Annotated in this window: 12 protein-coding genes; 8 read left to right on the forward strand and 4 right to left on the reverse strand. The window is 71.4% G+C overall.

Annotated elements, in window-relative coordinates:
* The first annotated feature begins 1 nt into the window (after window position 1).
* Window positions 2-1,351 (forward strand): serine hydrolase domain-containing protein, encoded by a 1,350-nt coding sequence (locus tag ABZ459_RS17615; RefSeq protein ID WP_357971292.1) that lies wholly within the window; start codon window positions 2-4, stop codon window positions 1,349-1,351.
* Window positions 1,348-2,574: an MFS transporter gene (locus ABZ459_RS17620; RefSeq protein WP_357971293.1), complete on the forward strand. Its 1,227-nt coding sequence runs from the start codon at window positions 1,348-1,350 to the stop codon at window positions 2,572-2,574. The genes ABZ459_RS17615 and ABZ459_RS17620 overlap by 4 nt, the downstream gene beginning before the upstream one ends.
* 109 nt (window positions 2,575-2,683) lie before the next feature.
* Here the strand turns inward: ABZ459_RS17620 and ABZ459_RS17625 are convergent, their stop codons facing one another.
* On the reverse strand, window positions 2,684-3,274 hold the full coding sequence (locus tag ABZ459_RS17625; RefSeq protein ID WP_357971294.1) for an XRE family transcriptional regulator: 591 nt from the start codon (window positions 3,272-3,274) through the stop codon (window positions 2,684-2,686).
* 73 nt (window positions 3,275-3,347) lie between these two features.
* Here ABZ459_RS17625 and ABZ459_RS17630 point away from each other — a divergent pair, with 73 nt between their 5' ends.
* Window positions 3,348-4,511: an MFS transporter gene (locus tag ABZ459_RS17630; protein WP_357971295.1), complete on the forward strand. Its 1,164-nt coding sequence runs from the start codon at window positions 3,348-3,350 to the stop codon at window positions 4,509-4,511.
* Window positions 4,512-4,556: 45 nt separating this feature from the next.
* Here the strand turns inward: ABZ459_RS17630 and ABZ459_RS17635 are convergent, their stop codons facing one another.
* The gene (locus tag ABZ459_RS17635) at window positions 4,557-4,979 is read right to left on the reverse strand and encodes a hypothetical protein (protein WP_357971296.1); all 423 of its coding nucleotides are present in this window, start codon (window positions 4,977-4,979) and stop codon (window positions 4,557-4,559) included.
* A gap of 122 nt (window positions 4,980-5,101) precedes the next feature.
* Here ABZ459_RS17635 and ABZ459_RS17640 point away from each other — a divergent pair, with 122 nt between their 5' ends.
* Window positions 5,102-5,938: a helix-turn-helix transcriptional regulator gene (locus tag ABZ459_RS17640; RefSeq protein WP_357971297.1), complete on the forward strand. Its 837-nt coding sequence runs from the start codon at window positions 5,102-5,104 to the stop codon at window positions 5,936-5,938.
* Between the two features lie 29 nt (window positions 5,939-5,967).
* Here ABZ459_RS17640 and ABZ459_RS17645 read toward each other — a convergent pair whose 3' ends face one another.
* On the reverse strand, window positions 5,968-6,558 hold the full coding sequence (locus ABZ459_RS17645; protein ID WP_357971298.1) for a TetR/AcrR family transcriptional regulator C-terminal domain-containing protein: 591 nt from the start codon (window positions 6,556-6,558) through the stop codon (window positions 5,968-5,970).
* Between the two features lie 73 nt (window positions 6,559-6,631).
* On the opposite strand from ABZ459_RS17645, the gene ABZ459_RS17650 reads away from it, so the two are divergent.
* The 4 genes from ABZ459_RS17650 (at window position 6,632) to ABZ459_RS17665 (ending at window position 11,189) form a co-directional block, all read left to right on the forward strand.
* Window positions 6,632-7,882, forward strand: coding sequence for an FAD-dependent monooxygenase (locus tag ABZ459_RS17650; protein ID WP_357971299.1), 1,251 nt, complete (start codon window positions 6,632-6,634; stop codon window positions 7,880-7,882).
* A 133-nt stretch (window positions 7,883-8,015) separates the two neighbouring features.
* Window positions 8,016-9,008: a zinc-binding dehydrogenase gene (locus ABZ459_RS17655; RefSeq protein WP_357971300.1), complete on the forward strand. Its 993-nt coding sequence runs from the start codon at window positions 8,016-8,018 to the stop codon at window positions 9,006-9,008.
* Window positions 9,009-9,038: 30 nt separating this feature from the next.
* The gene (locus ABZ459_RS17660) at window positions 9,039-10,160 is read left to right on the forward strand and encodes an RNA polymerase subunit sigma-70 (protein WP_357971301.1); all 1,122 of its coding nucleotides are present in this window, start codon (window positions 9,039-9,041) and stop codon (window positions 10,158-10,160) included.
* Between the two features lie 123 nt (window positions 10,161-10,283).
* Window positions 10,284-11,189, forward strand: coding sequence for a S41 family peptidase (locus ABZ459_RS17665; RefSeq protein ID WP_357971302.1), 906 nt, complete (start codon window positions 10,284-10,286; stop codon window positions 11,187-11,189).
* A gap of 75 nt (window positions 11,190-11,264) precedes the next feature.
* Here ABZ459_RS17665 and ABZ459_RS17670 read toward each other — a convergent pair whose 3' ends face one another.
* Window positions 11,265-13,316 carry a serine/threonine-protein kinase gene (locus tag ABZ459_RS17670; protein WP_357971303.1) on the reverse strand — a complete coding sequence of 684 codons (2,052 nt, stop codon included), beginning with the start codon at window positions 13,314-13,316 and terminating at the stop codon, window positions 11,265-11,267.
* Between the last annotated feature and the right edge of the window lie 169 nt (window positions 13,317-13,485).

Here is a 13,485-nt window from a genome sequence, read left to right on the forward strand (position 1 = left end):
CATGGACCGCCTCGACCTGCCGGGCCTGCTGGCCGAGCTGTCGCGCGGGCACCGCGTCCCCGGCGCCCAGCTCGCCGTCCACCGCGACGGCCGGACGACGACCGCCGAGTACGGCGTCGAGACCCCCGGCGGCCCGCCGGTGACGGCCGGCACCGCGTTCCCGCTCGGGTCGCTGACGAAGCCGTTCACCGCGACGCTGGCCGCCATGCTGGCCGACGACGGCGACGTGGGCTTCGGCACGCCGCTCGCCGGACCGCTGCCCGAGCTGGGCCCGTACGCCGCGGACCTCACCCTGGGCCGGCTGCTCAGCCACACCGCCGGCCTGGCGGCCAACGCCGAGGACGCCGACCGGGCGCCCAGCAGGCGGGCGTGGGCCGAAGGACACTGCGGGCCCGCCTGGCCCGGCATCGTCCCCGCGTTCTCCTACTCCAACGCCGGGTACGTCCTGGCCGGTCACCTGATCGAGTCCGTCACCGGGATGACCTGGTGGGAGGCGGTCGAGGACCTGCTGCTGGCGCCGCTGGAGATCACGCCCGCGTACGTGGCGGGCCCGCCGACGGCCCGCCGGGCGGCGACCGGCCACAGCGTGCACCCGTCCCGGGACGTGGTGGTGGCGGTGGCCGAGGAGGAGTCGCCCGTCGAGGCCCCGGACGGCGCGCTGGCGCTGAGCGCCGCCGACCTGGTCGCCTTCGCCCGCCTGCACCTGGGCGACCCGTCCCTGCCCGCCCTGCTCGGCGCGGACACGCTGCTGCGGATGCGCGTCGACCGGCTGGCCGGCGCCGCGATCGGCCCGTACGGCATGGCGGACGGCTGGGGGCTCGGCTGGGCGATCCACCGCCGCGACGGCGCCGAGTGGTTCGGCCACGACGGCACGGGCGAGGGCACCTCGTGCCACCTGCGCGCCGATCCCGTCAGCGGCACGGTCGTCGCGCTGACCACGAACGCGAACACCGGCCTGGCCGTGTGGCGCGACCTGGTGGACCGGCTGGCGGCGGCGGGCGTCGAAGTGGGCGACCACCGCCCGCTGGCCGCTCTCGGGGCGCCCGTGCCGGGTCCGCCGGGCTGCGCGGGAGCGTACGCGAACGGCGCGGCCAGGTTCGAGGTGGCCGAGGACGGCGCGGGCCGCCTGAGCCTGCGGTCCACGGGCGCGATCACGTGTTTCCTCGGCCTGGTGTTCGCCGTCGGCGAGCCGCCGCCCCACGGCCGCACCGCGCACGCCGGCCGGTTCATCGCCGACGACCACAGCGGCGCCGGTCTCAGCGGTGACGCCGGCCGGATCGGCCTGATCCAAGTGACCGGACGACTGGCCCGCCGCCTGCCGCCGGAGTCCTGGACGGGAGGAACACCATGAAGGATTCCACCGTCGAACCCGCGCCAGCCCCGCTGTCGCGCAACAGGAGCTACGCCACGCTGTGGAGCGGGCAGTTCCTCTCCGAGCTGGGCAACGAGATCAACTTCATCGCGATCCCCCTGCTGATCCTGGCCATGTCCGGCTCCGCCCTGGAGGCCGGGCTGGCCTCGTCGGTGGTGGCGGCCGGCCACATGATCGCCAACCTCCCGGCCGGGGTGATCGCCGACCGCTGGGACCGCAGGCGCACCCTGCTGATCTGCCAGACCGGGCGGGCGCTGGCCATGGCCTCCGTCGCCGCCGCCGTGTGGCTGGACGCCTACTCCTTCCCGCACATCCTGCTGGTGGCACTGCTCGACGGCCTGCTCGGGGCCGCGTTCGAGCCCGCCGAGCAGGCCGCGCTGCCGCAGGTGGTACCCGCCTCGCAGCTCTCGCGGGCGGTGGCGGCCAACACCGCGCGGCCGTTCATCGCGACCCTGGTGGGGCCGGCGCTGGCCGGTTTCCTGTTCGCCCTGCAGCGGGCGATCCCGTTCGTGGTGGACGCCGTCATGCTGGCCTTCTCCTCCGTCGCGCTGCTCTTCCTGCGGCTGCCCGCGCGTCCGGCTCCGGCCGGGGAGGAGCGGGGGCCGGGCGGTGACCTCGTGGCCGGGTTGCGGTGGGTGCTGGGCCGGCGGGTCATCAGGACGACGCTGCTGTGGATGCTGCTGTCCAACCTGGTCTTCACCGCACTGATCATCATCGTGCTGGCGACGTCCCACGAGGACCAGGTGGGCGCCGGGGTGATCGGGCTGAGCATGGCCTGCATGGGGGCGGGCGGGCTGCTCGGCGCCGCGCTGGCCGACCGGCTGCACGCCGCGCTGCCCGCGCCGGTCGTGATCGTGGGCTTCTCCTGGGTCACCGCCGCGCTGACGGCGCTGATGGCGGTCGTGCCGAGCGGCCTGCCGCTCGGGCTGCTGCTCGGCTGCGCCGCCTTCTTCGTCCCCCTGGCCAACACCACGATCCTGACCTACCAGATCACCGTCACCCCGGACGCGCTGCGCGGCCGGCTGACGGGCATCACGGGGCTGTGCGGCGGCGGCGCGGCGGCGCTCGGGCCGCTGCTCGGCGGAGCGCTGGTCACGGCGGGGACCGGCGGCATCCTGGCCTGCGCCGCCGCCCTCACCCTCGTGGCGACCGCGACCACGCTCAGCCCGACCCTCCGCCGCTTCCCCACCGCCCGCCCCTGACCCGCCTTCGCAGGGTCCCCGCTCTGTCCGCACGAGGGCGGGCCCGTGGCGCAGGTCGTCGGGACGGATCGGCGCATCGCAGGGTGGAGCCGCACGACAGACCGTTGGATCAGCCGGGGACCAGGCTCGCGTATCGAGGGTCCCGGGCGCCGGCATAGACCACGACCATCGTGAAGTGGGCCGGCTCCGGGCCCTGGCTGCTGTAGGCGTGCGGGCGGTCGCCTCGCATGCGGAGCGCGTCTCCCGCGGCGAGTTGGAAGAGCGCCCCGCCGACGGTGACCGCGACGCTGCCCGAGTGAAGCTGCAACAGTTCCCGGGTGCCGGTCGGATGCGCGGGCGTGGAGATCTTGTCGCCGGCGGGCAGCCGGAACTCCCAAAGCTCGGTGAAAGGCGGCTGGCTGTCGTTGATCAGGAGCCTGGCGCGGCCTTCAGAGCGAACCACGGCGTCGGCGGCACGGGAAACGCGGCCGAGCTCCTCCGGGGGCTCCACCAGCTCGCCGATCGAAACACCGAGCGTGGCGCTGATCCGAGCGAGCGTCGCGATGCTGGGGTTGGTGCGCATGGTCTCGATCTGCTGGAGCATGCCGCGGCTGACGCCGGACCGAGTGGCCAGCTCTTCCAGCCGCCAGCCTCGGGCTTGACGTGCGGCGCGCAGGTTCGCGGCGAGGGTGTGGCCTACGGCCTCGGCGGGATCGGTCATGGCGCAATGCTGCCCTAGGGTGCAAAATAGTGCGACTATGACACAAGATGCTGGTCGCACCGAGCGTCGAGCGGTGCGGCGGCTGCTCGGCGCCAGCTTCGTGGACTTCCTTGGCTCGGGGCTCTTCCTGGCCTTCTCGGCCGTCTACTTCACCGGCGTCGTCGGGCTCGCCGCAGGCCAGGTCGGGCTGGGCTTGAGCATCGCGGGTACCGCGGCCATGGCCGCCGCGATACCGCTGGGCCGGGCGGCCGACCGCTACGGTGTCCGGCGGGCACTGGTGCTGGTGCATGCCCTACGCACTGCCGGAACCGCCGCTTACGCCCTCGTCGGAGACTGGTGGGGGTACCTCGTCGTCGTCACGATCATCACGGTCGCCGACCAGATCGCGACCGCGCTGACCCAGGCGTACGTGGCAGAGATCGCCGAAGGAGACAGCCGGGTGAGGGTGCTGGCCTCGTATCGGACTGTGATCAACCTGGCGATCAGCATCGGCGGTCCACTCGGCGGACTGCTGGCCGGCACCGGCCTCTTCCGGACCATCATCCTGGCCAACGCGGCAGCCTGTCTTCTGGTCACTGCGGCCTTCGCCACCCTGCCCCAGCCGGTCCGAACCGAAGAGCCCGCCCCCGTCCGGCGAGGCTTGGGCGTGCTACGTGATCTGCGGCTGCTCTCGCTGGCTTGTGTGGATGGCGTACTGCAGCTTTGGCAACCGATACTCAACCTCGCCTTTCCGCTGTGGCTCGCTCGGGCGACCACATTGCCGGACGGCTCACTCGGGGCGCTGTACGCCATCAACACAGTCCTCGCGCTGGTCTTTCAAGCTCTCGTAGCCCGCCACGTCACAAGCCTCAGAGCTGCCCGGCGATGTCAGCCCGTCGCTGCGGCATTCGCTGCCGCCGCCTGTCTGTTGTTCTGGTACGCGGCCCACTCGGCGCCTCTCGCACTGTTCTGCGCTGCGCTGGTGATGCTCACCGCAGCGGAATTGATCGCTGTCCCCGCGGCCTGGACGTTGTCGTACGCCTTCGCTCCGGACGACCGAAGAGGTGAGTACCTGGCGGCGTTCGGCATGGGTCGCTCGGTCAGCCGCTACGTCCTCGGCCCCATCTTGATCACCGGCATGCTGCAACTGACGGGTGGTTGGACCTGGGGCATTCTGGCGCTGCTCTTCGTCGTCGCAGGCAGCATCGCACCCCTGACCATCAGGAACGCGGATGCGATGCGGTCGGCCGCAAGCTGACCGATATCGGCCCGCTGCCTGATGCTCGCCCCCTGCCCGTCCTCGTCATCTCGCACCCAGTCGCCGGAGCCCGGCGAACTCGAGCCCGGCATAGACGGCGACCACCAGCGCGCCGACCAGCATGAAGGCGACCCCCCAGCCGGTCAGCGGTATCACGTCCGCGAACACCAGGGCCAGCAGCGCCACGCAGGACAGCGCGTTGCCCGCCACGACGAACGCCACATGTCGCACAGGGATCCGCGGATGACCTGCGATGAGGCCGAGCGCCGCGGCCCCGCCCAGCATGGCCACGCCGAACGGGACGGACCAGGCGGTCGGCAGGCCGAGCGGGCCACTGAGCGGCTGGGCGGCGACGAGCATGACCACACCGAAGACAGCGGTGCTCCACCCGTCGATCCGCAAGATCGTGCGCAGCCGGCCTGTGGTGTCGTTCTCTGGATGCCGGGCGGTCGGGGTCGGCGTGCTCATCCGGGTCTCCTTCGACTGAGTAGGTCCTGACCGGACAAGACCATGCCATCGCGGTGGTTATGCGCTCAATAACCTCAGAGGTCATGACGTCGCCCACCTGGTGGTGGCCTATCCTCCTCGGCATGGACGCGGAACAGCCGTCCCGGATAGGGGCCCTGCTACGGGAGTGGCGTCAGCGCCGCCGGCTCAGCCAGCTCGATCTCGCCAACCTGGCCGACACCTCGGCACGGCACTTGTCGTACATGGAGAACGGCCGCGCCCGTCCGAGCCGCACGATGCTGCTGCGCCTGTCAGCAGCGCTCGACGTACCCCTGCGCGAGCGCAACACGCTGCTGCTGGCCGCCGACTACGCCCCGGCCTACCGGGAAAGCAGCCTTGACGACGATTACATGGCCTCGATCCGATCCGCGCTGGAGACCATGCTGGCGGCGCATGAGCCGTACCCGGCCGTCGTGGTCGACCGGGTCTGGAACGTGCTGCAGGGCAACCGCGCCATGGGCGTCCTGATGGACGGCATCCCGCCGCACCTTCTGGAACCGCAGCCGAACGTGTTCCGGCTGGCCCTGCACCCCGAGGGGTTGGCCGCGCGGCTGGCCAACCTGGAGCAGGTGCGAACGCTCTTCCTCGAACGGCTGTCACGCCAGGTCAACGCCACTGGAGACATCGAACTCCAGCGGCTGCACGAGGAGGTTTCCGGCTACCCCGTGCCATCGAGCGACGACGAGGTCCCGCGACACCAGCCGAGCCCGAGCCCGATCGAGGTGCCTCTGAGAATCCGCACCCCGTTCGGCGAACTGGCGATGTTCAGCACCATGGCCACCTTCGGCGCTCCGGCCGACGTGACGCTGGCCGAGCTGGCGATCGAGCTCTTCTATCCCCTCGACGACTTCACCGCCGACGTTCTCCGCGCCCACTCCGCGGCGGGGCTCGAACCGGTCGAGGGGCTCTCCGAACGCTGACGGCCCGCGGTGGAGCCCGTCGACCCCGGTCAGCGATCATCATCGGAGCTGGTTGCCCGCATTGCGGTGCGATGTACCAGGCCGTCCAGGATGAGGGTCAGGCCGGCCTCGAACGCCGACTCGTGGTCGATCACAGGCATGTCCGTCGGCGGATCCGAGCCGTCGCCGGCGTCCGCCTGTTCCTCCAGGACGCTGCCGACCGTGAACCGGCCGGCGGCCAGCATCGCCATTTGGGCGTCCCGCTCAGGCACTCCGGAGGCGATCAGGAAGTCCATCTTGCGGCGGATCCGGTCGAGGTCGTTGGCAGGGGTGCTGCCCGCGTGGAGGCGGGCGCCGTCGCGGCGCATCAGCAGGGTTCGCCGGAAGCTTCGCGTGTTGTCCAGGAACCAGTCACGCCAGTCGTCGCCGGGCATCGGCAGCGGGACGGCCGCATGCGGTGCCATCGCCGCCTCCGCCATGGCGGCGAGGAGGTCCTTCTTGGTGCGGAAGTACCAGTAGAGGGAGGGCTGTTCGACGCCCAGCCGCTTCGCCAGCCGCCGCGTGCTGACCGTGTCCAGCCCGACCTCGTCGAGCAGGTCGAGCGCTTCGGAGACGACGATCTCACGGTTGACCTTGGTCACGTTGACAAATCTATCACTGATAGATGACTCTGCAGAGGAATCATTCACTGATAGATTTTTTAGGAGCGACGGCATGGCCGACAGATCAGGAGCCCATCCCCTGCGGGTCCTCGTCACCGGCGGCGGGATAGCGGGCCAGGCGCTGGCTTTCTGGCTCACGCGAGGCGGCCACCAGGTGACCGTCGTCGAACGCTTCCCGGCGCTGCGGGCCACCGGGGCGCAGGTCGACCTCCGGGGACAGGGCATCGAGGCCGTCGAGCGGATGGGGCTTCTCGACGCCGTCCGCGGCAAGCTGGTGGACGAGGCCGGTGTCGCCTTCGTCGACGCGCGCGGCAGGACCAAGGCGACGATCATGGCCAACACCTCCGGCCAGGGCCGGCAGACCCTCACCTCCGAGTACGAGATCATGCGCGGCGACCTGGTACGCATCCTGCACGACGCGTCGAAGGACGACACCGAGCACGTCTTCGGCATGAGCGTGGACGGCTTCGAGCAGGACGAGCAGAAGGTCGTCGCGCACTTCTCCGACGGGTCCTCCAGCGAGTTCGACCTCCTGGTCGGCGCGGACGGGCAGGGATCGCGCATCCGGCGGGCGATGCTCCCCGCGGGCCACGACCCCTACTGGCGGCTCGGCATCCACATGGCCTACTGGTTCATCCCGCGCATCGCGTCCGACAGCAACATCCGGGACACCTACATGGTCCCGGGCGGCCGTCAGATCATGCGCCGCAGCCACAACCCGACCGAGACGCAGGTGTACTTCGTGCTGCGGGAGGAGTCCGCGGAGTCCTCGGCGATCCACCGCGAACCCGTCGAGCGCCAGCAGGAGTTCTGGGCGAGCAGGTTCCGCGACGCGGGCTGGCAGACCGAGCGCTTCGTCGACGGCATGCGGACGAGCCCCTTCTTCTACTCCCAGGAGGTCGTCCAGGTGCGAACCGGCACCTGGTCCAAGGGCCGCGTGGTCCTGGCCGGCGACGCCGCCCACTGCGCCTCCCCGTACAGCGGCATGGGCGTCTCCGGCGGTCTGGTGGGCGCCTACGTGCTGGCCGGCGAGATCAACAGGCACCCGGGCGATCTGCCGACCGCACTGGCGAACTACGACAGCGTGCTGCGGCCCTTCGTCGACGAGATCCAGGGCGAGGTGAATCCGCGTCTCCTGCGCCTGGGCATGCCGACGACCCAGCGTGCGATCGACGCCTTCCAGGCCGCCACCGCACTGGCGTGCTTCCTGCACGTCCCCGATCTCGTCGCGCGCTTCTCGAAGGAGGACCGCGGCGGCAACTGGCGGCTCCCCGAGAGCCCCGCGCCGCTCAGCGCCGCCTGAAAGCGACCGATGCGGTCCAGTGCGGAAGACCATCGGCCGATTCCTTTCGGTGGTGGCCGGGGTCTACATGGGGGATCGGCCCGCGCGCCGGGCCGATCCCCTATGTACGCCGAGAAGGAAGAGCTGATCGCCGATGAGCATTCCCGCGACCATGCGCGCGCTGCAGCAGACGTCCCTCGACGGCCCACAGGACATGCGCCTGATCGTTGACGCGCCGGTGCCGAGCCCCGGCCAGGGCGAGGTCCTGATCCGCGTCACCGCCGCCGGGGTCAACTTCGCCGACGTCTCGAAGGCCCACGGCACGTTCGCAGGCGGCCCGCGGCCACCGTACCTGGCAGGTTTCGAGGCCGCCGGTGAGGTCGTCGCGATGGGCCAGGCCGTGACCGGCCCCCGACCGGGGGCTCGCGTCGTCGGCGTGGGAACGGGCGCTTTCGCCGAGTACATGGTCCTGTCCGCGGCCGCGGCGGTGCCTGTGCCTTCGGGCTGGACGGATCAGCAGGCGCTGGGGCTGGTCGTGAACTGGCCCACCGCGCTGGCCGCGCTCAAGCCTCTGGGCGGCGTCGCCGCCGGGCACGTCGTGCTGATCCACGCCGCGGCGGGCGGGACCGGGCAGGCCGCGGTGAGAATGGCCAAGCACTACGGTGCGACGGTCATCGCCACCGCCTCGCCGGGCAAGCACGAGACCGTGCAGGCGCTGGGAGCCGACCACGTGCTGAACTCTCTCGGCGGCGACCTCACCGCCGAGGTGCTGGAGCTGACCGGCGGTCGCGGCGCCGACCTCGTGCTGGAGTCGGCCGGCGGCGCCGCCTTCCACGCCGGCCTGGCCGCGGCCAAGCCGGTCACCGGCCGGGTCGTCGTCTACGGCCTGGCGGGCGGCGAAGTCCCGATCACCAACTGGGGCCTGGTGTACAAGCACCAGGTCCACGTCATCGGCCTCAACATCGGCGTGCTGGCCCAGGCCGCACCGCAGGTCTTCGGCGAGCTCATGGGTGAGCTGTCCGCACTGATCGCGGCCGGCGTGCTCGCCCCCGGCCTGCCCACCGTGTACGAACTGGCCGACGGCCCGAAGGCGCTGACGGAACTGGAGGCCAGGGCCACCGTCGGCAAACTGGCCCTGCTGCCCTGACCGGAGGCGCCCATGACAGGAGTTGAACAGATGACCGCAACGGTGGACCCGCCCGTCAGGCAGACGGCGCGATTCGTCGTGACGCTGGACCGGGACGACACGGCTGCGCCGGAAGCCGCGCTCGGGTCCGGGACCGGCCGGCGCACTGCCGAGGACGCCGCTTCCACGAAAGAGGGCCCGCCAGGTCAAGACCAGTTCACCGCCGAGACCGAGCGGTTCCGCCGGGAACTGCTGGCGCACTGCTACCGCATGGTCGGCTCGGCGCACGACGCGGAGGACTTGGTGCAGGAGACGTACCTGCGGGCGTGGCGGGCCTACGCCGGGTTCGAGGGCCGGGCGTCGATCCGGTCCTGGCTCTACACGATCGCCACCAACGTCTGCCTGACGGCGTTGAAGCCGCGCCCGATCCGGGTGCTGCCGTCGGGTCTGACAGGTCCGCACGACGGCCCCGATCGCCCGCCGAGTCCCGTTGCGCCGGGCGAGGTCTCCTGGCTGGAACCGCTGCCGGACGCGTGGATCGCCCCGCCCGTCGACGATCCGGCCACGGTGGTGGTCGAACGCGAGTCCCTGCGGCTGGCGCTCATCGCCGGTCTCCAGCACCTGCCCGCCCGCCAACGTGCGATCCTCATCCTGCGCGAGGTGCTCGCGTTCTCGGCCGCCGAGACCGCGGAAATCCTCGGCACCACCACCGCGGCGGTCAAGAGCGGTCTGCAACGCGCCCGCGCCCGGCTCGGCGAACTGGAGCCCGAGCCCGCGGAACTGCTCGAACCGACCGACCGACGGGCACGCGCGCTGCTCGACGGCTACATCGCGGCCTTCGAGCGCTCCGACGTCCGCCTGCTGGAACAGGTGCTGCGCATGGACGCCACGCTGGAGGCGACGCCGTTCCGCGACTGGCGGTCGGGCCGGGCGAAGTGCATCCACCTGCTCGACGCGTACGTACTGGGCACACCGGGCGACTGGCGAATGATCGCGACCACCGCCAACGGCCACCCCTCCGCCGTCGTGTACCACCGGGACGCGGACGGCACGCTCCGGGCCGACGGCCTCGTGGTGCTGGTCCTCACCGCCACCGGCATCGCCCGCGTGATCAAGTTCCACGATCCCGCGCTGGTCACGACGTTCGGCTTCCCGGACGCGCTCGCACGCTGACCCGCCGACGGATGCAGGTCGGCCGGACGACGGGAGCGGCCGGTCAGGAGCCGGTGGGAAGACGGGTCACGCCTGCCGAAGGCGTTTTGACGTCTTCGGAAGAGCGGTGCTCTACTTCCTGCCATGACCCCCCTGACGAGCCTTCAGCCTGCCCCCGTCATCGACGAGACAGCCCGCCTGCTGACCGAGCACTACGTCTTCCCCGAGATCGCCGAGCAGCTCGCCGACCTGCTACGACGACGTCTCGCCGAGGGCGCCTACGACGTCGGCGATGCCGAGGAACTCGCCCGTCTGGTCACCGCGGATCTGCAGTCCGTCAACGGCGACAAACACCTGAGGCTGAAGCACCACGCTGACCCGGTGTCCCCCGAGCAGGGCGCGGCAACCCTGGAATCCATCCGCCGGGACTACGACACCTCGCTGGGCGGCGCGCCCCGGGTGGAGCTGCTCGACGGAGGAGTCGCCGTGGTGGAGCTGGCGCCGATGCTGTTCCCGCTGGAGTGGGCCGCCGAACCGCTGAGCGCCGCGCTCACCCTGGCCTCCCGCGCCCAGGCGCTGATCGTGGACCTTCGCGACAACCGGGGCGGCGACCCGGACACCGTCGCCTTCGTCTGCAGTTACCTCCTGGACGAGCGCACCCACCTCAACACCATGTACTGGCGCGGCGGCGAGCGCAGGGAGCAGTCCTGGAGCCTGCCGCACGTTCCCGGCGCACGTTTCGGCGGCAGCAAACCGTTGTACGTGTTGTCCAGTGACAGCACCTTCTCCGCCGCCGAGGAGCTGGCCTACGACCTGCAGCAGCTCGGCCGCGCCGTCATCGTCGGCGAGCCCACCCGCGGCGGCGCGCACCCGTGCCGGGGCTGGACCGTGCACCCCCACCTGGAAGCCACCGTCCCCACCGGCCGCGCCGTCAACCCCGTCTCCGGCGCGAACTGGGAGGGCACCGGCGTGCAGCCGGACATCCCTTGCGCCGCCGCGGAATCCCTCGACCGGGCACACGCACTGGCCCTCGCCCGCCTGGCAGGCTGACGCGGTCGAGCCTCGTCAGTGACGCACCGGACGCCGTTCGTGATCAGGGCGACCGGAGCTCCGCCCTCGGCCTGGTCACGCGTTTTCGACCGGCCACAGCCAGCAGCCTCCGGCATCCACGAACCAGCCTCCTGAGACCAGGAAGGTTCCATCGGGATGGAACGCCAGTGCGGCGGCCCTGCGGTCGGTCACGGTCGCCTTCGCCCGACCGGTCGCCGTGTCCCATAACCGGATGCCGTCCTTGTCGGCCACTGCCAGGGTGGCACCGTCCGGGCTGAAGGCGAGGGCGTCGACGTCCGCGCTGCTGATGGGGCGCAGCCCGGTTCCCTGACCGGATGTCAGGGAGCAGCCGTGGGCGCCGCCCAGCGCGTACTGCTTCCCGTTCGGGCTCACGGCGACCGCCGAGCCGTACCCGTCGGGGCCGATCGCCTCCAGGTCGCCGCTGTCGAGGTTCCAGCGCCAGAAGCCGTCCGTCCCGTCGGCTGCGGTGAGGTCCTCCCCTGCCAGCAGGATCGAGTGGCCGTCGTCGATGAACGCAGCCGAGTTCACCGCGGAACTGGCCCTCGTCGCGAACGGCAGCTTGCGCTTCGGCTCCTTGGCTGCGACATCCCACACGACACAGATCTCAGAGGCTTCCGGGTTGCCTACCGGGATGTTTCCCGCGACGACCAATTGGGCGCCGTCCGCGCTGAACGCCATCGTGTGGGCGCCCCCGACCGGCGAGGAGAGCGAGTGTGTCACCTTCCCGGTGGAGGGGCCGCGGAAGCTCAACGGCTCCTTCATCCCGGCTGTCACCAGTGCGGAGCCATCCGGGGTGAAGGCCATGGCGCCGTTGACGGAGTTCTCGGCGGAGAAGTCGGCGATCACCTCGTGCGAGTCGGCGGCCCACAGCCAGCCGTCGCCGTGGATGTTGCCTCCCGCGACGGTGCGCCCGTCGGGGCTGAACGCCACCGTGTACAGATCCCTGTCGGTCAGCCGGTTGCGGTGGGACCAGAAGTTCCAGCCGATCGGGACGGCCGCGGCACCAAGCGCAGCCACACCGCCGAGCAGGAACAGGCGCCGGGGCAGGCGGCGCCTGTCGGTGGGCAGGTCGGAGCCGCTGGGTGCCCGGTGACCCGGCTCATGCGAATACCGCTCCGTGCCGCCGGGAGTGCCCAGGGCTCGGCCGTGGTCGGCGTCGTCTCGGGTCCTGCCCTTGTGGGGGCCGGGATCGGAAGAGGGGAAAGGTGCCAGGGCCGGCGGGGTCTGCAGTTGGCGTTCGTCGACCATCGTCGCGAACGGTGGCGGAAGCCATTGGGTGGTCGTCCGGGCGGGGTCGGTGAGTTCCTTGAGAATGTCGGCCACGCCGGGGCGGTCGCCGGGGTCCTTGGCCAGGCAGCACTTCACCAGCTCCGCCAGGTGGGCGGGCAGGCCGGTCAGGTCGGGTTCGTCGTGGGCCACGCGGTAGACGATCGCCTCGGCCCGTCCCGTGCCGAACGGGCTGTGACCGGTGGCGGCGAACGCCAGGACGAGTCCGAGGGAGAACACATCGCTGGGAGGACCGATCTCGCGGCCTCGTGCCTGTTCCGGGGACATGAACGACGGGGTGCCGACCACCGCGCGGGAGAGGGTGTGGGAGGTGGCGTCCAGTGCACGGGTGATGCCGAAGTCGATGACGCGGGGGCCGTCGGCGGCGAGGATCACGTTGGACGGCTTGAGGTCGCGGTGCACCAGGCCGCAGGCGTGGATAGCGCCGAGCCCCTCGGCCAGTCCCGCTCCCAACACGGTGATCGCCTCCGTGGGCATCGGTCCGTGCGCTTCGACGGCCTGGTGCAGGGACGGGCCGGGAATGTAGGCGGTGACCAGCCACGGCGGGTCGGCATCGGGGTCGGCGTCGACCAGCTGGGCGGTGTAGAACCCGCCGACCCGGCGGGCGGCCTCTGCCTCCAGGGCGAACCGGCGCCGGAACCCGGGATCGTCGGCCAGGTCGGGCCGCACCAGCTTGACCGCGACCGGTCGGCCGCCGGGAGAGCGCCCCAGGAACACCTGCCCCATCCCGCCACCGCCCAGCCGCCCCTCCAGCCGATAGGCCCCCGCCCGGTGCGGATCACCCGGCCGCAAGGGCTCCGGCCAGAGCGGGAAGCTCATCGCACCTCCGTGTGTACGTCCAGGAAGCGTTCCAGCACGCGGTACGCCGTCGCCCGGCGGACGGAGCAGCGTTCGGCGAGGTGCTCCTTGACGAGGTGGCCCTGCTCTCGACTCGTCGGTTTCGGCTGCCTGCGATCCACCGGCGCACCCCCCATTCAGAAGAACACAC

The organism is Nonomuraea sp. NPDC005692 (assembly GCF_040631115.1).
Classification (GTDB): domain Bacteria; phylum Actinomycetota; class Actinomycetes; order Streptosporangiales; family Streptosporangiaceae; genus Nonomuraea.

Coding starts and splice junctions, on each gene's coding strand:
- ABZ459_RS17615 (WP_357971292.1), top strand. CDS start 2: ATGGACCGCCTCGACCTGCCGGGCCTGCTGGCCGAGCTGTCGCGCGGG.
- ABZ459_RS17620 (WP_357971293.1), top strand. CDS start 1,348: ATGAAGGATTCCACCGTCGAACCCGCGCCAGCCCCGCTGTCGCGCAAC.
- ABZ459_RS17625 (WP_357971294.1), bottom strand. CDS start 3,274: ATGACCGATCCCGCCGAGGCCGTAGGCCACACCCTCGCCGCGAACCTG.
- ABZ459_RS17635 (WP_357971296.1), bottom strand. CDS start 4,979: ATGAGCACGCCGACCCCGACCGCCCGGCATCCAGAGAACGACACCACA.
- ABZ459_RS17640 (WP_357971297.1), top strand. CDS start 5,102: ATGGACGCGGAACAGCCGTCCCGGATAGGGGCCCTGCTACGGGAGTGG.
- ABZ459_RS17650 (WP_357971299.1), top strand. CDS start 6,632: ATGGCCGACAGATCAGGAGCCCATCCCCTGCGGGTCCTCGTCACCGGC.
- ABZ459_RS17655 (WP_357971300.1), top strand. CDS start 8,016: ATGAGCATTCCCGCGACCATGCGCGCGCTGCAGCAGACGTCCCTCGAC.
- ABZ459_RS17660 (WP_357971301.1), top strand. CDS start 9,039: ATGACCGCAACGGTGGACCCGCCCGTCAGGCAGACGGCGCGATTCGTC.
- ABZ459_RS17665 (WP_357971302.1), top strand. CDS start 10,284: ATGACCCCCCTGACGAGCCTTCAGCCTGCCCCCGTCATCGACGAGACA.
- ABZ459_RS17670 (WP_357971303.1), bottom strand. CDS start 13,316: ATGAGCTTCCCGCTCTGGCCGGAGCCCTTGCGGCCGGGTGATCCGCAC.